The organism is Streptomyces sp. NBC_00086, from assembly GCF_026343255.1.
Classification (GTDB): Bacteria; Actinomycetota; Actinomycetes; order Streptomycetales; family Streptomycetaceae; genus Streptomyces.
In genome coordinates, this window is record NZ_JAPELZ010000001.1 from 2,309,253 (window position 1) to 2,325,582 (window position 16,330).

Annotated in this window: 18 protein-coding genes, 5 tRNA genes and 1 pseudogene; 5 read left to right on the forward strand and 19 right to left on the reverse strand. The window is 70.3% G+C overall.

Annotated features, from left to right (window positions below):
- The first annotated feature begins 45 nt into the window (after nt 1–45).
- Nucleotides 46–231 carry a 50S ribosomal protein L28 gene (gene rpmB, locus OG276_RS10020; RefSeq protein WP_073911113.1) on the forward strand — a complete coding sequence of 62 codons (186 nt, stop codon included), beginning with the start codon at nt 46–48 and terminating at the stop codon, nt 229–231.
- Between the two features lie 180 nt (nt 232–411).
- Here rpmB and thiD read toward each other — a convergent pair whose 3' ends face one another.
- Together thiD and OG276_RS10030 are read right to left on the reverse strand one after the other, a co-directional pair.
- A complete protein-coding gene (thiD, locus tag OG276_RS10025) occupies nt 412–1,230 on the reverse strand; it encodes a bifunctional hydroxymethylpyrimidine kinase/phosphomethylpyrimidine kinase (protein ID WP_266904107.1) in 819 nt (272 codons plus the stop codon).
- Nucleotides 1,227–2,210 (reverse strand): thiamine-phosphate kinase, encoded by a 984-nt coding sequence (locus OG276_RS10030; RefSeq protein WP_266904108.1) that lies wholly within the window; start codon nt 2,208–2,210, stop codon nt 1,227–1,229. The genes thiD and OG276_RS10030 overlap by 4 nt, the downstream gene beginning before the upstream one ends.
- Before the next feature lie 245 nt (nt 2,211–2,455).
- Between OG276_RS10030 and OG276_RS10035 the strand changes: the two genes are divergently transcribed.
- Both OG276_RS10035 and OG276_RS10040 read left to right on the forward strand, forming a co-directional pair.
- Entirely contained in the window at nt 2,456–2,689 is a 234-nt protein-coding gene (locus OG276_RS10035; RefSeq protein ID WP_112450218.1) for an Lrp/AsnC ligand binding domain-containing protein, read from the forward strand.
- Nucleotides 2,690–2,712: 23 nt separating this feature from the next.
- Nucleotides 2,713–3,210, forward strand: coding sequence for a DUF3515 domain-containing protein (locus OG276_RS10040; RefSeq protein WP_266912665.1), 498 nt, complete (start codon nt 2,713–2,715; stop codon nt 3,208–3,210).
- A gap of 100 nt (nt 3,211–3,310) precedes the next feature.
- On the opposite strand, the gene OG276_RS10045 is transcribed toward OG276_RS10040, so the two are convergent.
- Genes OG276_RS10045 through OG276_RS10055 form a run of 3 tightly spaced genes read right to left on the reverse strand, consistent with a single transcriptional unit; the run spans nt 3,311 to nt 6,267 of the window.
- Nucleotides 3,311–4,468: a D-alanine--D-alanine ligase family protein gene (locus OG276_RS10045; RefSeq protein ID WP_266904109.1), complete on the reverse strand. Its 1,158-nt coding sequence runs from the start codon at nt 4,466–4,468 to the stop codon at nt 3,311–3,313.
- A 39-nt stretch (nt 4,469–4,507) separates the two neighbouring features.
- Nucleotides 4,508–5,518 carry an NAD(P)H-dependent glycerol-3-phosphate dehydrogenase gene (locus tag OG276_RS10050; RefSeq protein ID WP_266904110.1) on the reverse strand — a complete coding sequence of 337 codons (1,011 nt, stop codon included), beginning with the start codon at nt 5,516–5,518 and terminating at the stop codon, nt 4,508–4,510.
- Nucleotides 5,515–6,267, reverse strand: coding sequence for a 1-acyl-sn-glycerol-3-phosphate acyltransferase (locus tag OG276_RS10055; RefSeq protein ID WP_266904111.1), 753 nt, complete (start codon nt 6,265–6,267; stop codon nt 5,515–5,517). Before OG276_RS10055 ends, OG276_RS10050 begins: the two co-directional genes overlap by 4 nt.
- A 239-nt stretch (nt 6,268–6,506) precedes the next feature.
- On the opposite strand from OG276_RS10055, the pseudogene cofC reads away from it, so the two are divergent.
- A pseudogene (cofC, locus tag OG276_RS10060) lies at nt 6,507–7,106 on the forward strand (2-phospho-L-lactate guanylyltransferase); the annotation flags it as partial.
- Between the two features lie 284 nt (nt 7,107–7,390).
- On the opposite strand, the gene OG276_RS10065 reads toward cofC, so the two are convergent.
- From OG276_RS10065 to leuC, 4 genes are all read right to left on the reverse strand, one after another.
- Nucleotides 7,391–8,071: an HU family DNA-binding protein gene (locus OG276_RS10065; protein ID WP_266904112.1), complete on the reverse strand. Its 681-nt coding sequence runs from the start codon at nt 8,069–8,071 to the stop codon at nt 7,391–7,393.
- Between the two features lie 144 nt (nt 8,072–8,215).
- Nucleotides 8,216–8,443, reverse strand: a complete 228-nt coding sequence (locus OG276_RS10070; protein WP_243337737.1) for a hypothetical protein — start codon at nt 8,441–8,443, stop codon at nt 8,216–8,218.
- 137 nt (nt 8,444–8,580) lie between these two features.
- Nucleotides 8,581–9,174: a 3-isopropylmalate dehydratase small subunit gene (leuD, locus tag OG276_RS10075; RefSeq protein WP_266904113.1), complete on the reverse strand. Its 594-nt coding sequence runs from the start codon at nt 9,172–9,174 to the stop codon at nt 8,581–8,583.
- A 5-nt stretch (nt 9,175–9,179) separates the two neighbouring features.
- Nucleotides 9,180–10,613: a 3-isopropylmalate dehydratase large subunit gene (gene leuC / locus OG276_RS10080; RefSeq protein WP_266904114.1), complete on the reverse strand. Its 1,434-nt coding sequence runs from the start codon at nt 10,611–10,613 to the stop codon at nt 9,180–9,182.
- A 184-nt stretch (nt 10,614–10,797) separates the two neighbouring features.
- Between leuC and ndgR the strand changes: the two genes are divergently transcribed.
- Nucleotides 10,798–11,514: an IclR family transcriptional regulator NdgR gene (gene ndgR, locus OG276_RS10085; RefSeq protein ID WP_112450208.1), complete on the forward strand. Its 717-nt coding sequence runs from the start codon at nt 10,798–10,800 to the stop codon at nt 11,512–11,514.
- A gap of 147 nt (nt 11,515–11,661) precedes the next feature.
- Here ndgR and OG276_RS10090 read toward each other — a convergent pair.
- From OG276_RS10090 to OG276_RS10135, 10 genes are all read right to left on the reverse strand, one after another.
- Nucleotides 11,662–11,734, reverse strand: a tRNA-Glu gene (locus OG276_RS10090).
- 22 nt (nt 11,735–11,756) lie between these two features.
- Nucleotides 11,757–11,828: transfer RNA gene (locus OG276_RS10095), tRNA-Gln, on the reverse strand.
- Between the two features lie 24 nt (nt 11,829–11,852).
- A tRNA-Glu gene (locus tag OG276_RS10100) sits at nt 11,853–11,925 on the reverse strand.
- Between the two features lie 61 nt (nt 11,926–11,986).
- Nucleotides 11,987–12,059, reverse strand: a tRNA-Glu gene (locus OG276_RS10105).
- A gap of 26 nt (nt 12,060–12,085) precedes the next feature.
- Nucleotides 12,086–12,157, reverse strand: a tRNA-Gln gene (locus tag OG276_RS10110).
- An 86-nt stretch (nt 12,158–12,243) separates the two neighbouring features.
- Nucleotides 12,244–12,972, reverse strand: a complete 729-nt coding sequence (locus OG276_RS10115; protein WP_266904115.1) for an HAD family hydrolase — start codon at nt 12,970–12,972, stop codon at nt 12,244–12,246.
- Nucleotides 12,973–12,982: 10 nt separating this feature from the next.
- Nucleotides 12,983–13,654 carry a DUF4241 domain-containing protein gene (locus OG276_RS10120; protein WP_266904116.1) on the reverse strand — a complete coding sequence of 224 codons (672 nt, stop codon included), beginning with the start codon at nt 13,652–13,654 and terminating at the stop codon, nt 12,983–12,985.
- Between the two features lie 115 nt (nt 13,655–13,769).
- Entirely contained in the window at nt 13,770–15,245 is a 1,476-nt protein-coding gene (gltX, locus tag OG276_RS10125) for a glutamate--tRNA ligase (protein ID WP_266904117.1), read from the reverse strand.
- Nucleotides 15,238–16,029, reverse strand: coding sequence for a fumarylacetoacetate hydrolase family protein (locus OG276_RS10130; protein WP_266904118.1), 792 nt, complete (start codon nt 16,027–16,029; stop codon nt 15,238–15,240). The genes gltX and OG276_RS10130 overlap by 8 nt, the downstream gene beginning before the upstream one ends.
- A 101-nt stretch (nt 16,030–16,130) precedes the next feature.
- A complete protein-coding gene (locus OG276_RS10135) occupies nt 16,131–16,316 on the reverse strand; it encodes a hypothetical protein (RefSeq protein WP_266904119.1) in 186 nt (61 codons plus the stop codon).
- Nucleotides 16,317–16,330 lie beyond the last annotated feature (14 nt).

Consider the following 16,330-nt stretch of genomic DNA (forward strand, 5'->3'; position numbering starts at 1 on the left):
CGCCGGGATTCACTGTAAGTGCATCTGAAGTCTTTGGAGTGACCTGTGGCTGCCAACTGCGACGTTTGCGCCAAGGGGCCGAGCTTCGGCAACAGCATTTCCCACTCGCACCGCCGCACCTCGCGTCGCTGGAACCCGAACATCCAGCGTGTCCGTGCCGTGGTCAATGGGACGCCGAAGCGCCTCAACGCCTGCACCTCGTGCATCAAGGCCGGCAAGGTCTCGCGCTGACGCCTTCCGTCGTAGCGCAGCCCTTTCCGGTTGCTGAGAAGGCCGGTCCACCTGGTGGACCGGCCTCTTGCTTTGCCTGATCGAACATGATCAAACCTGTAGGGCCTGCTCCATCCCGTGATCCACGGGGCGGAGCAGGCCCTACAGGCGTTTCGGCACGCGTTCCGGCACGGGCCGGGTTCAGCGCCACCGCCAGGCGTGGTCCACCGGTCCGATGCCCGCGCCGAGGGCGAACCCGGCGGCGATGGCACCGGTGACGTACTCCTTGGCCTCGGCGACGGCCTCCGGGACGGTCCGGCCCTTGGCCAGGCCCGCGGCGATCGCGCTGGCGAGCGTGCAGCCGGTGCCGTGGGTGTGCCGGTTGTCGTGGCGGGGGGCCCGCAGCCAGCGTTCGTCGGTGCCGTCGGTCAGGAGGTCCACGGCCTCGTCGCCGTGGGCGGCGAGGTGGCCGCCCTTGATCAGCGCCCACGCGGGCCCGTACGCGAGGACCGCGTCGGCGGCCCGGCGCATGTCGTCCTCGCTCTCCACGACGACTCCGGTGAGCTGGGTCACCTCGTCCAGGTTCGGCGTGGCCACGGTGGCCCGGGGCAGCAGTTCTTTGCGTACGGCGTCCAGCGCGGTGGCGGCGAGGAGCGCGTCCCCGTGCTTGGAGACGCCGACGGGGTCCACGACGGCCGGGGCGGCGGTCGCGGCGAGCAGCTCGGCCACGGTCTCCACGAGGGCGGCGGAGGACAGCATGCCCGTCTTGACGGCCTGGACGCCGATATCGTCCACCACGGCCCTGTACTGGCCCTTCACGGCCTCCGCGGGCAGCTCCCAGACGCCTTTGACGCCCAGCGAGTCCTGCGCGGTCACAGCGGTCACCACGCTCATGCCGTGGACCCCGAGCGCCAGCATCGTCTTGAGGTCGGCCTGGATGCCCGCGCCGCCGCCGGAATCGGATCCGGCGACGGTCAGGCACAGCGGCGGGTGCGGGCGGGGTACGGGCATCCCACTCATCGCGGGGTGTCCTCCGCGGCCGCGTCCCCGCCGAAGTGGTCCCAGCCGCCGGTGGAGGCCCAGGGGGCTCCGTCGACGGTCACCTGGGGCAGGGCGGAGCGGTTCTGGACCTCGCCGATGACCTTCCAGCGGGCCGGGAGCTTCACGTCCGGCGGGAAGGTGGCGACGATCGCGTGGTCCTCTCCCCCGGTCAGGACCCACTGGAGCGGGTCCACGCCGACGGCCTGCCCGATGTCGTGCATCTGCGTCGGGATGTCGACGGCCGCCGAGCGCAGGTCGATCCGTACCTTGCTGGCCTCGGCGATGTGCCCGAGGTCCGCGATCAGGCCGTCGCTGACGTCGGTCATGGCGGTGGCGCCGAGTCCGGCGGCGGCGGGGCCCGCGTGGTACGGCGGCTCGGGGCGCCGGTGGGCCTCGACGAAGGCCCGCGGCGAGCGGAAGCCGCGCGAGAGCACCGCGAAGCCGGCCGCGGACCAGCCGAGCCAGCCGGTCACGGCCACGACGTCGCCGGGCTGGGCGCCGGAGCGCAGCACGGGTTCGTGGTTGCGCAGGTCGCCCAGCGCGGTGATGGCCACGGTGATGATGTCGCCGCGGACCACGTCGCCGCCGACCACGGCCGCGCCGGCGACCTGGCATTCGTCGCGGATGCCGTCCATCAGCTCGGTGGGCCAGGTGGCCGGCAGCTCGGCCGGGACGACGAGGCCGAGGAGCAGCGCCGTCGGCACCGCGCCCATGGCGGCGATGTCGGCGAGGTTCTGCGCGGCGGCCTTGCGGCCGACGTCGTAGGCCGTGGACCAGTCGCGCCGGAAGTGCCTGCCCTCCAGCAGGATGTCCGTGCTCGCCACGACCCGCCGGTCGGGGGCCGACACCACCGCGGCGTCGTCGCCCGGGCCGACCCGGACCGCCGGGGTGGTGGTGAGCCGTGAGGTGAGCTCCCGAATGAGCCCGAACTCCCCCAGCTCGCCCACAGTGCCCTTCATCGCTGTGCCCCTTCTTGCCCAGTCCGCTTGCGGTCGCGAGCCGTCACAGCTCTGGGTACCGTCAACAGATACGTCAACTTCTGCTCTCCGTACGCCCCGCCCTGCGCGCGGCCGGACCCGCGGGTCTCCCCGCGGCGCTCGGCGACGCGGTACCGTGGCGTCCCTTCTTCCCCGGGCCCACCCGTCATCCCCGGGCCCACCCGAAGGGTAGGGGAAATGATCCTCGTGGCCGCCCTGGAGGTTCCGTGGTACAGGCGTACATCCTCATCCAGACCGAGGTGGGCAAGGCGTCGTTCGTCGCCGAGTCCATCGCGCAGATCGCGGGGGTGATCCAGGCCGAGGACGTGACGGGCCCGTACGACGTGATCGTGCGCGCCCAGGCCGACACCGTGGACGACCTCGGCCGCATGGTCGTGGCCAAGGTCCAGCAGGTGGAGGGGATCACCCGCACCTTGACCTGCCCGGTCGTCCATCTGTAGCCCCCGTCTACTCTTGGCCGGTGATGTCACGACACCGCCGGCCCTTCTCTCTGCTCGCCGCACTGACCGCGCTGGCCGCCGCTCCGGCGGCCCTCGCGGGCTGCGCCCCGGGTGAGTCCGGGGCCCGGGTGGAACCGCCGTCCGCTCCGCCCGCCGACGTCGCGGGTCTCTGTGCGGCGCTGCACAAAGAGCTCCCCGGGACGGTGGCGAAGCTGGACCGGTCCTCGACCGTGCCGGAGTCCGACCTGACCGCCGCGTGGGGCGGCTCGGCGATCGTACTGCGGTGCGGTGTCGGCAAACCCGTGAAGATGCTGGATCCGAAGCAGGACGGCATCGAGGTGAACGGTGTCGGCTGGCTCGTGGAGCGGCTGGACGACGGCGGGGTCCGGTTCACCACCGGGCTGCGGCTGGCGTACACGGAGGTCTTGGTCGACAAGGAGCATGCCACGGATGCGGGGATGCTGGTGGGCCTGTCCGCCGCGATCGCCAAGACCGTTCCGGTGGGCATCTCGTCTTCCTGACCTTCCCGGACCCGCCCGCGCGGACGACGACCGCCCACCACCTTCCTCGTGTGAGGGGGCGGCGGGCGGTCCTCTTCCGTGTGCGGCTTCGTTCCCGGGGCTAGCGCAGTCCGGTGGAGCGGCGCAGGGCGGCCTGGATCAGGCGGTCCACCAGCTCCGGGTACTCGATGCCCGACTTCTGCCACATCAGCGGGTACATGGAGATCGGCGTGAAGCCCGGCATGGTGTTGATCTCGTTGATGACGAAGGTGCCGTCCTCGGTGAGGAAGAAGTCGGCACGCACCAGGCCCTCGCAGGACGCGGCGTCGAAGGCCTCGATCGCGAGCTTCTGGACTTCGGCGGTCTGCTCGGGGGTGAGCGGGGCCGGCACGATTCCGGAGGCGGAGTCGATGTACTTCGCCTCGAAGTCGTAGAAGTCGTGGCTGGAGACCGGCGGGATCTCGGCGGGCACGCTCGCGCGCGGTCCGTCCTCGAACTCCAGGACCCCGCACTCGATCTCGCGGCCGCGCAGCAGCGCCTCCACGATGATCTTCGGGTCGTGGCGGCGGGCCTCGCGGATCGCGGCGTCCAGTCCGGCGGGCTCGTCGACCTTGGTGATGCCGATCGAGGATCCGGCGCGGGCCGGCTTGATGAACAGCGGCCAGCCGTGCTCACCGGCGAACTCCGCGATGCGGGCGAGGGCGCCCTCGCGGTCGTTCTCCCACTCGCGGGGGCGGATGGTCACGTACGGGCCGACGCGCAGTCCGAAGGACGTGAAGACGCGCTTCATGTAGTCCTTGTCCTGGCCGACGGCCGAGGCGAGGACGCCCGAGCCGACGTACGGGACGCCGGAGAGCTCCAGAAGGCCCTGGAGGGTGCCGTCCTCGCCGTACGGGCCGTGCAGGACGGGGAAGACGACGTCGACCTCGCCCAGGGCCTTGGGAACGGCGCCCGGCTCGGTGTAGACGACCTCGCGGCTGGCCGGGTCGACGGACAGCACGACGGCGCCGTCCTCGGAGTCCGCGAGCTGGTCGACGTTCGGGAGCGTGCCGCCGGAGATGGCCATCCGGGCGGGCTCGTCGGCGGTCAGCGCCCACCGGCCGTCCGTGGTGATGCCGATGGGCAGCACCTCGTACTTGGAGCGGTCGATGGAGCGCAGGACGGCGCCCGCGGTGACGACCGAAATGGCGTGTTCCGAGCTGCGGCCGCCGAACACGACGGCCACGCGGGGCTTGCGGCCCTGCTGCTCAGGGGTCTGGGGGAGGTTCTCGCTGCTCATATCGCCACGAGGGTACCCGCTCGTGCGTCCGGAAAGCAGTCAGCGCCGTTCCGGTTTGGCGCTGCGTCCCATGAGTTCCTTGAGCGCGACCAGGGTGGGCTTGCCGTGGTGGACGATGTCGACGACCGTGTCGGTGATCGGCATGTCCACTCCGTGGCGGCGGGCCAGATCGGCCACGGACTGGCAGGACTTGACGCCCTCGGCGGTCTGCTTGGTGACCGCGATGGTCTCCTCCAGGGTCATCCCGCGGCCGAGGTTGGTGCCGAAGGTGTGGTTCCTGGAGAGCGGAGAGGAGCAGGTGGCGACGAGGTCACCGAGGCCCGCGAGGCCCGAGAAGGTGAGCGGGTCGGCGCCCATCGCCAGGCCCAGGCGGGTGGCTTCGGCGAGGCCGCGGGTGATGAGCGAGCCCTTGGTGTTGTCGCCGAGGCCCATGCCGTCGGCGATGCCGACGGCGAGGCCGATGACGTTCTTGACGGCGCCGCCGAGCTCGCAGCCGATGACGTCGGTGCTCGTGTACGGGCGGAAGTACGGGGTGTGGCAGGCGGCCTGGAGGCGCTGGGCGGCGGCCTCGTCCACGCAGGCCACCACCGAGGCGGCCGGCTGCCGGGCCGCGATCTCGGCGGCCAGGTTGGGGCCGGTGACGATGGCGATGCGCTCGGCCGGGACCTTCGCCACCTCTTCGATGACCTCGCTCATCCGCTTGGCGGTGCCGAGTTCGACGCCCTTCATCAGCGAGACGAGCACGGTCTCGGGTGCCAGCAGCGGGGCCCAGGCGGCGAGGTTGCCGCGCAGGGTCTGCGAGGGCACGGCGAGGACCGTGAAGTCGGCGCCGGCCGCGGCCTCGGCCGGGTCGGTGGTGGCGCGGATGTTCGCGGGGAGTTCGACGTCGGGGAAATAGTCCGGGTTGGTCCGGCCGCCGTTGATGGCGTCGACGAGCTCTTGGCGGCGGCCCCACAGGACCACCTCGCAGCCGGCGTCGGCGAGGACCATGGCGAAGGCCGTGCCCCAGGAGCCGGTTCCGAATACGGCTGCCTTCACGGGACGTGTCACTTGTTGCCCTCCCCTGCGGCCTTGCGCCGCTGCTGCGCCCTGGCATTGCGATGGTCGTACGGCTGCGGGGGCGCACTCTCGCCCCGCAGTTCCTCCAGCAGCCCGGTGATGGCCGCCATGATGACTTCGGTGACCTCCCTGAGCACGTCCGGGGTGGGTTCCCGGTCGTAGTACGCGGAGAGGTCAACGGGCGGCCCGGCGAGGACCTGGAGGGTTTTGCGCGGGAACAGGCGGACCTTGTTCTCCTTGGCGTAGGGCGGCATCGCGAGATTCGCGCCCCACTGGGCCACCGGAATGACGGGGGCCCTGGTCATCAGGGCCACGCGGGCGGCGCCGGTCTTGCCGGCCATCGGCCACATGTCCGGGTCCCGGGTGAGGGTGCCTTCCGGGTAAAAGGCCACGCATTCGCCGCGTTCGATCGCGTCCACGGCGGCCCGGAATGCGTCCAGGGCGTTGGTGGACTCCCGGTAGACGGGGATCTGGCCGGAACCGCGCAGGATCGCTCCGACAATGGGGACCTCGAAGAGGGCCGCCTTGCCGAGCAATCGGGGCACCCGGCCGGTGTTGTACTGGAAGTGCGCGTAGGACAGCGGGTCCAGATACGAGTTGTGATTGACGGCGGTGATAAATCCGCCCTCGGTCGGAATGTGTTCCATTCCCCGCCAGTCCCGCCTGAAGAGCACTACCAGCGGCGGTTTCGCGATGGCCGCCGCAAGGCGGTACCAGAAGCCGATTCTGCGGCGGGACACTCGGACACCTTCCTCTAGGACCGGTGCGCGGCTTGGGCACCCCGGGGACGGACAAGTGTGGCCCCGGGTCCGGTCTCTGTCGAGAACACCGTACGCCCCGGACACCCGGACCAGACCCCGGGTCGCCCGGCATGAGGTGACAATGGGGCTCCGCATGACCCGGCCATGACCCGCACATGGTCTGAGCGGCGCGCGAGCGTGCCGGAGGGAAGGGGTCCGTCACGAACGCCGTCTGGAGTCTGGTGGTCCCGCTGAAGCCGCTCGCGGTGGCCAAGAGCCGCCTCGCGGCGGCCGTGGGGGCGTCCCGGCCGGGGCTCGCCCTGGCGTTCGCGCTGGACACCGTCGCGGGGGCGCTGGCCTGCGCGGCGGTCGCGGATGTGGTGGTCGTCACGGACGATCGGGCGGCCGGGGCGGAACTGGCGCGGCTGGGGGCCCGGATCGTGCCGGACTCCCCGGCGGCCGGGCTCAACGCGGCGCTGGCCCATGGGGCGCGGGAGATACGGGCGGGCCGGCCGGGGGCGGCGGTGGCTGCCATGAACGCGGATCTGCCGGCGCTGCGGCCACCCGAATTGCTACGCGTGCTCGAAACCGCTTCGGCATTTCCCCGGGCATTTCTGGCGGATGCGGCGGGAATCGGGACGACCCTGCTTTCCGCTGCTCCGGACGTGGAATTGGCGCCCTCGTTCGGCGGCCCCTCACGAGCCCGGCATTCGGCCTCGGGCGCCGTGGAAATGGCCCTCTGCGGCGTCGAGAGCATCCGCCGGGACGTGGACACGGGGGCGGATCTGCGCACGGCCCTGGCCCTCGGTGTGGGGCGTCATACGGCCCGATACAGTGCCCGTATGCAGGCGACCGCGTACACGTACGACTCCCAGACCCGCAGCGGCAGTGTGCTGCTGGACGACGGCACCCCGGTGCCCTTCGAGGCCCCGGCGTTCGACGCGGGCGGCCTGCGGCTGCTGCGTCCCGGACAGCGGGTCCGGATCGAGACGGACGGCGAGGGCGCGGGCCTGCGGATCACCCTGGTCACCCTGCAGACCTTCTGACGCCGGACCTCTCGCACGCACCGCGGGCCGGCTTCCCCGCCGTGGGGAAACCGGCCCGGCGTGTGTGACTCGTTGCCCTACTTGGTCTTGCGGGCGGTGGTCTTCTTCGCGGTGGCCTTGCGCGTCGCCGTCTTCTTGGCGGGCGCCTTCGTCGCAGCGGTGGCCTTCTTGGCCGCCGGGGCGGTCTTCTTCGCGGTGGCGGTGGTCTTCTTCGCCGTCGCCGCGGCCTTCTTGACCGTGGCCTTCTTGGCCGCGGGGGCGGCCTTCTTCGCCACGGCGGTCTTGGCGACCGTCTTCTTGGCGGTGGCGGTGACCTTCTTGGCCGTGGCCTTCTTCGCGACCGTGGTCTTGGCCGCGGCAGCCGCCTTCTTCGCGGGTGCGGCCTTCTTCGCGGCGGCCTTCTTGACCGTCGCCGAAGCACCACCGGTGAGGCTGCCCTTGGGCGCCTTCTTCACCGATACCTCGCCGCCCTTGGGCAGCTTCTTGGTGCCGCTGACCAGGTCCTTGAAGCCCTGGCCCGCACGGAAGCGGGGAACAGAGGTCTTCTTGACCCGGACGCGCTCACCCGTCTGGGGGTTGCGGGCGTAACGGGCCGGGCGGTCGACCTTCTCGAACGAGCCGAAGCCCGTGACCGAGACCCGGTCGCCCGCGACGGTCGCGCGGACGATGGCGTCCAGTACCGCGTCGACGGCGTCCGCGGCCTGCTGACGGCCGCCCAGCTTGTCGGCAATCGCTTCTACGAGCTGCGCCTTGTTCACGTCTTCCCCTTCGGAGACTTCGCCAGAACGAATGTGTTCAAGCTTATTTCGCACGTTAGGCGGATATATACCGCAAATCAAACACGAAACGGGCTTATCACCCTAGTGCCGCAACGTTGTAGGCCGTTACGGAGTTCCTTCGCATCAGTCGCCTTCAGGGAATCGACCCTCGTCGAGGTCCTTCATCAACCTGTCCAGGCGCCTTGCCGCGTCGGCGAGATCATGCTTCGCCACGGCCGTGACGACCAACAGCTTCCGGGACAGCGCCATCCTTACGCCCTCCGGGACTTGCAGTGTGCGCACCCTTGTGTGTGCTTCTTTCAATCGGTCGGCGACAAGTCCGTAGAGCTCAAGTTGACTGTCGCGTTCCATGCACAGATTGTGCCATCTGGGGCGAGTTGTCGCCTCACGGGGCCTCAACACACGACTGTGCCCCCTGCCGGATGGCAGGGGGCACAGTGTTGCCTATGTGATCACCCAAAGGCGAATAAGCGCTGATCAGGCTGGAATCACGCCTGAATCGTGCTCGGCTTGAAGGCCGGCCGGACGCTTTCGTAGGTGGCGATGTCCCCTTCGTTCTGAAGGGTGAGAGAGATGTCGTCCAGACCCTCCAGCAGCCGCCAGCGGGCGTTGTCGTCGAGTTCGAACTCCGCTACGACGCCTTCGGCTCGGACCTGGCGGTCGACCAGGTCGACCGTGATCTCGGCGGTGGGGTCGGCCTCGGTCAGCTTCCACAGCTGCTCGACGGTCTCCTGCGGCAGGACCACGGTCAGCAGACCGTTCTTCAGCGAGTTGCCGCGGAAGATGTCGGCGAAGCGGGAGGAGATGACCGTCTTGAAGCCGAAGTTCTGCAGGGCCCAGACGGCGTGCTCGCGCGAGGAACCGGTGCCGAAGTCGGGGCCGGCGACCAGGACGGTCACGCCGGCGCGCTCGGGGCGGTTGGTGATGAACTCCGGGTCCTTGCGCCAGGCCTCGAAGAGCCCGTCCTCGAAACCGTCGCGGGTGATCTTCTTGAGCCAGTGGGCCGGGATGATCTGGTCGGTGTCGACGTTGCTGCGGCGCAGCGGGACGGCCCGGCCGGTGTGGGTGGTGAAGGCTTCCATCGTTCTCAGACTCCTGCGGGCGCGGTAGCGGCGGACGACCCAGCCAGGTCGGCGGGCGAGGCCAGGTGGCCCAGCACCGCGGTGGCGGCGGCCACCTGCGGGGACACCAGGTGGGTGCGCCCGCCCTTGCCCTGCCGGCCCTCGAAGTTGCGGTTGGAGGTGGACGCGGAGCGCTCACCGGGCGCCAGTTGGTCGGGGTTCATGCCCAGACACATCGAGCAGCCCGCGTGCCGCCATTCGGCGCCGGCCTCCTTGAAGACCTTGTCCAGGCCCTCCGACACGGCCTGCAGGGCGACGCGGACCGAGCCCGGGACGACCAGCATCCGTACGCCCTCGGCGACTTTGCGGCCCTCGATGATCCCGGCGACGGCGCGCAGGTCCTCGATGCGGCCGTTGGTGCAGGAACCTACGAAGACGGTGTCGACCTTGATGTCGCGCAGCGGCTGTCCGGCGGTCAACCCCATGTACTCCAGGGCCTTTTCGGCGGCGTTGCGCTCCGAAGCGTCCTCGTACGAAGCAGGGTCGGGGACGTTGGCCGACAGGGGCGCGCCCTGGCCGGGGTTGGTGCCCCAGGTGACGAACGGCGACAGCGTGGTGCCGTCGATGACCACCTCGGCGTCGAAGACGGCGTCGTCGTCGGTGCGCAGGGTCTTCCAGTACGCGACCGCCGCGTCCCAGTCCTCGCCCACGGGGGCGTGGTCGCGGCCCTGGAGGTAGTCGAAGGTGGTCTGGTCGGGGGCGATCATGCCCGCGCGGGCGCCGGCCTCGATCGACATGTTGCAGATGGTCATGCGGGCTTCCATCGACAGCTGCTCGACGGCCTCACCGCGGTACTCCAGGATGTAGCCCTGGCCGCCGCCGGTGCCGATCTTGGCGATGATCGCCAGGATCAGGTCCTTGGCGGTGACGCCCTCGGCCAGCGCGCCGGTGACGGTGATGGCCATCGTCTTGGGGCGGGCCAGCGGCAGCGTCTGGGTCGCCAGCACGTGCTCGACCTGGCTGGTGCCGATGCCGAACGCCAGCGCACCGAAGGCGCCGTGCGTGGAGGTGTGCGAGTCACCACACACCACGGTGGTGCCCGGCTGGGTCAGACCCAGCTGCGGTCCCACGACATGGACGACACCCTGCTCGACGTCGCCCAGCGAGTGCAGGCGCACGCCGAACTCGGCGCAGTTCGACCGCAGCGTCTCCAGCTGGGCCCGGGAGACCGGGTCCGCGATCGGCTTGTCGATGTCGATGGTGGGGGTGTTGTGGTCCTCGGTCGCGATGGTGAGGTCCAGGCGCCGGACCTTGCGGCCGGCCTGCCGCAGGCCCTCGAAGGCCTGGGGGCTGGTCACCTCGTGCAGCAGGTGCAGATCGATGAAGAGGAGATCGGGCTCGCCCTCGGCGCGCCGGACGACATGGTCGTCCCAGACCTTCTCCGCGAGTGTCCTACCCATCGCTTTCCCTCCGGCCGGCCGGTTGTGCCGGCGCTTGATAGAGATCTTGTGCGCCTGATCGCCCGTACCCCACGTCCCGGACGACGGCTCGGACCCAGTGGTTCGTGGACCCGCACATACAGACTCGCTGGTTCTTGGAAAAATTGAACTTGCGTTTCACAGTGTGAGACGCGAATATCGTTTCATGGACAACTCTAGCGGCGTCGGCGTTCTCGACAAGGCAGCTCTGGTATTGAGCGCACTGGAGTCCGGTCCGGCCACCCTCGCCGGGCTGGTCGCGGCGACAGGGCTCGCACGACCCACGGCACATCGCCTTGCCGTGGCACTGGAACACCACCGGATGGTGGCGAGGGACATGCAGGGCCGGTTCATCCTCGGACCGCGGCTGGCGGAACTCGCCGCCGCGGCCGGCGAGGACCGCCTGCTGGCCACGGCCGGACCGGTGCTCACCCACCTCCGGGACGTGACGGGAGAGAGCGCGCAGCTCTACCGGCGTCAGGGCGACATGCGCATCTGCGTGGCGGCCGCGGAGCGGCTGTCGGGCCTGCGGGACACCGTCCCGGTGGGCTCCACGCTCCCGATGAAGGCCGGTTCGGCCGCGCAGATCCTGATGGCCTGGGAGGAGCCCGAGCGGCTCCACCGCGGCCTGCAGGGCGCACGCTTCACGGCGACGGCGCTCTCGGGTGTACGGCGTCGCGGCTGGGCGCAGTCGATCGGCGAGCGGGAGCCCGGCGTGGCCTCCGTCTCGGCGCCGGTGCGCGGCCCCTCGAACCGCGTGGTGGCCTCCGTATCGGTCTCCGGGCCGATCGAGCGCCTGACCCGCCACCCGGGGCGCATGCACGCCCAGGCCGTCATCGACGCGGCCGCCCGGCTGACCGAGGCCCTGCGCCGCTCCAGCTGATACCCCTCCCCCATTCCCCCCGGGCCCGGGGGCGCGTGAGACGCCGCACACGTCCGCACACGCGCCTCCGGGCCCGTACTTCTTGCGCCCTGTCCGGAAACGACGAAGAGGCCCTCCGCGATGAACGCGGAGGGCCTCTTCTGTGCGTACCCCCGACCGGATTCGAACCGGCGCTACCGCCTTGAGAGGGCGGCGTGCTAGGCCGCTACACAACGGGGGCTAGCTGTTACTGCGGTACTGCGCTGGGCTACCAGGACTCGAACCTAGAATAAGAGAACCAGAAACTCTCGTGTTGCCAATTACACTATAGCCCAAAGGTCTAGACCAACTAGACACCGTACCCCCGACCGGATTCGAACCGGCGCTACCGCCTTGAGAGGGCGGCGTGCTAGGCCGCTACACAACGGGGGCCCTAGCGATCCTGCATCAAAACATCCGGGTGCGACCCTGGAAATCTCGCGGGAAGGATCTGTACCCCCGACCGGATTCGAACCGGCGCTACCGCCTTGAGAGGGCGGCGTGCTAGGCCGCTACACAACGGGGGCAAGCACTGCGTCACTACTGAACTGCGCTGGGCTACCAGGACTCGAACCTAGAATAAGGGAACCAGAAACCCTCGTGTTGCCAATTACACTATAGCCCACCAAAACTCAAGACCCTGAGGGACTTTCGTTCGGTTAGCGCCTCCGGCCCGGCCTTTCGGCCCGCTCGGGCGGCGCAGAAAGAACATTACCGGATGCCTGACCGTGCTCCAAAACGGGTATCCCCGGCCAGCACCTGCGGGAGCCGGTCGAGTCCGGCGATTCGGTGCACGCCCTCCGGCCCGGGACCGCGCGATCCGTCACGGTCGAGCCACACGGCCGTCAGCCCGGCGTCACGGGCGCCGCGCGCGTCGATCTCCGGCTGGTCTCCCACGTAGACCACTTCCCCCGGCTCCAGCCCCATCTCGGCGCACGCGGCGAGGAAGGCGCCGGCCTCGGGCTTGCTGACGCCCAGCTCCACGGCGCACACCAGGACCTCGAAGCGGTCGCGCAGGCCGAGGTGGCGCAGCTTGGGGTCCTGGTTGGCCACGGAGGAGTTGGAGAGCACCCCGTGCCGGTAGCCGCCGGCCAGGGCGTCCAGTACGGGCACCACGTCGGGGAAGAGCTCCCAGGCGGCCGTGTAGTGCTCCACGTACCGCCCGAACCAGTCGTCGGCCTGTGCATCGCTCATGTCGGGCTCCCCGAGGAACTCCCGCACCCGGTCGCGGCGCTGCCCCTGGAAGGTGCCCTCCCCGGCCGCGAACCGCTCCCAGTGGCGGTCGGTGATCCGCCGCCACAGCGCGAGCGCCTCGCGCGGAGCCCCGTACCGCTCCGCGATGCCCTCGTCGGCCAGGTGCGCCGCGAGCCCGGCCCGATCGGCCCCGGTGTAGTCGAAAAGGGTGTCGTCGATGTCCCAGAGCACCGCACGGATCGCCATACGGCCGACCCTACGCCGGGGCCCCGTCCGCCGGGGGCACGACGAAGAAGTCCGTCAGGAAGCAGGTCACCTCGCCGGCCTCGTCCCGTCCCACCCAGGTCGGATAGACGCCGTCACCCCAGCCCGAGGTGAAGCCCGCGAGCGTGTCTCCGTCCGGGCCCGTCGCCAGGAACACCTCGGGGCCGTCCCCCACGGTCTCCATCGCCGCCCACACCGGGCCCTCCTCGTCCTCCGTCCCGGGGAAGGACCCGTCGGCGGACGCGTCGTAGAAACAGCCGGTGCCCGCGTCCACCCCGTAGCCGAAGAACTCGTCGTCGCCGAGCCGCGCGATGTCCTGCCCGTCCTGGAGCGCGAGCTCCCAGGTCACGGCCGGTACGTCCCGGATCACGAGGCGCGCGGCGGCGACCCGCGTGTGCGGACTCGCCGCCGGCGCCTCCCCCGGCCTGGTCAGCGTGGCTATCGCGGCCTCCACCCGGTACCGGCCCGGGGACACCTGCGTGGTGAACGGGGCGATGTCCCCCGAACCCAGGTAGACGAAGGGGTCACAGGCCACGACCCGGCCCGTGGGCAGGGACAGTTCGCCCACGGGGGCCAGGGAGAGAACCCCCCTCTGCCCGCTCTCGTACGCGAAGGAGTGGCCCGGCGTGAAGTGCAGGGCGTAGTCGGGTGCGGTCATCGGCATGGTGCGGGCCCTCCGGGGAGCGTGTGATCGACTCCGCGGACCGTAACGCCCGGCACCGACAACGCCGTAGGGGCGGCAGCCGGTTCGGCTGCCGCCCCTACGGGGGATGTGCGGGTCAGGCGGTGAGCTTCGCCAGGGTCGCGTCGATGCGGGACAGCGAGCGGTCCTTGCCCAGGATTTCGAGGGACTCGAAGAGCGGCAGTCCGATCGTGCGGCCGGTGACGGCGACACGGACCGGGGCCTGGGCCTTGCCGAGCTTGAGGCCGTGGGCCTCGCCGGCGGTGAGGACCGCCTGCTTGAGGGACTCGGGGTCCGACCAGTCGGCGGCGGCGAGGTTCTCGCGGGCCGTGGTGAGGAGGGCCGCCGGGTCGCCCTTCATCGCCTTGTCCCACGCGGCCTGGTCCTCGACCGGCTCCTTCAGGAACAGGAAGTCGACGTTGGCCGTGATGTCGGACAGGACCGTGACGCGGGTCTGGGCGTACGGCGCGATGCGCTCCCAGGCGGCGGCGTCGAAGTCCTCGGGCGCCCAGTTGGCGTGCGGGGCCTGGAGCCACGGGGCGCAGCGGTCCGCGAAGGCCTTCGGGTCGAGCAGGCGGATGTGGTCCGCGTTGATCGACTCGGCCTTCTTGAGGTCGAAGCGCGCCGGGTTGGCGTTGACGTCCGGGATGTCGAACTTCTCCACCATCTCCTCGATCGAGAAGATGTCCTGGTCCTTGGAGAAGGACCAGCCGAGCAGCGAGAGGTAGTTCAGCAGGCCCTCGGGGAGGAAGCCGCGCTCGCGGTACAGGTTGAGCGAGGCCTCGGGGTCGCGCTTGGAGAGCTTCTTGTTGCCCTCGCCCATCACGTACGGCAGGTGGCCGAAGGCTGGCACGGCCTTGGCGATGCCGAGCTCGATCAGGGCCCCGTAGAGCGCGATCTGGCGCGGGGTGGAGGACAGCAGGTCCTCGCCGCGCAGGACGTGGGTGATCTCCATCAGCGCGTCGTCGACCGGGTTGACGAGCGTGTAGAGCGGGGCGCCGTTGGCCCGGACGATGCCGAAGTCCGGCACGTTGTCGGGGGTGAAGGTCAGCTCGCCGCGGACCAGGTCCGTGAAGGTGATCGGACCGTCGGGCATCCGGAAGCGGACGATCGAGGTGCGGCCCTCGGCCTCGTACGCGGCCTTCTGCTCCGCGGAGAGGTCGCGGCACTGGCCGTCGTAGCCGGAGGGCTTGCCGGCGGCGCGGGCCGCGTCGCGGCGGGCGTCCAGCTCCTCGGTGGTGCAGTAGCAGTGGTAGGCGTAGCCGCCGTCCTGGAGCTTCTGCGCGACGTCCTTGTAGATGTCCATGCGCTCAGACTGGCGGTACGGGGCGTGCGGGCCCCCGACCTCGGGGCCCTCGTCCCAGGTGAAGCCGAGCCAGCGCAGCGAGTCGAGCAGCTGGCCGTAGGACTCCTCGGAGTCGCGGGCCGCGTCGGTGTCCTCGATGCGGAAGACGAACGTACCGCCGTGGTGGCGGGCGAACGCCCAGTTGAAGAGGGCCGTGCGGACCAGACCCACGTGGGGGTTGCCGGTCGGGGACGGACAGAAACGTACGCGGGGGGTCGCGTTAGCCACGCTTGATCACCTTGTTGGTGAGAGTGCCGATGCCTTCGATGGTGACGGCGACCTCGTCGCCGACGTTCAGGGGGCCGACTCCGGCCGGGGTCCCCGTGAGGATGACGTCGCCCGGGAGCAGCGTCATGGCCTCGGTGATGTGCACGATCAGGTCCTCGATGGAGCGGACCATCTGGCTGGTGCGGCCGAGCTGGCGCTGTTCGCCGTTGACGGTGCACTGGATGGTCAGGTCGCCGGGGTCGAGGTCCGTCTCGATCCAGGGGCCGAGGGGGCAGGAGCCGTCGAAGCCCTTGGCCCGGGCCCACTGCTTCTCGCGCTGCTGGACGTCGCGCGCGGTGACGTCGTTGGCGCAGGTGTAGCCGAGGATGACGTCCTTGACGCGCTCGCGCGGGACCTCGCGGCACATGCGGCCGATGACCACGGCGAGCTCCGCCTCGTGGTGGAGGTCCTGGGAGAAGGACGGGTAGGCGATCGGGTCGCCCGGGCCGATCACCGAGGTGGAGGGCTTGAAGAAGGTGATCGGGACGTCCGGGACCTCGTTGCCCAGCTCCGCCGCGTGCTCCGCGTAGTTGCGGCCGATGGCCACGACCTTGTTCGGGAGCACGGGCGGCAGCAGCCGGACCTTGCTCAGCGGGACCTTCGTGCCCGAGAGCTCGAAGTCCGCGAACGGGATGCCCTTGATGATGTCGAGGACGAGCTCACCTTCGGACGCCGCGAGGGCAGTGCTGCCCTCGACCGCGCCGAACGCGACATTGCCGTCGATCGAGAACCTGGCGATGCGCACGTGTTGCGTCTGCCCCTCTGTATTTCCGCTGGCTGGAGTCTGCGGGCTCCAGGCTAACGCGGTGGGGGCCGACGCTTCGCGCGGCTTTCGCCGGACACCCCCTACTGCGCGGCGGTGGCGACCGGCGCGTTCATGAGGATGGTGCGGCGCGGGTTCGCGGTCTGGGTCGGCAGCTCGACGGTGTGCTCCGGGACCGGCACCGCCTGCAGCTCCTCGGCGTCCTTGAGGTGCGCGAGGGTGGTGCGGCGCGGGTTGGCTATGTTGCGGAACATCATCGTCGTCTTCATCGGAGTGCGAAGCC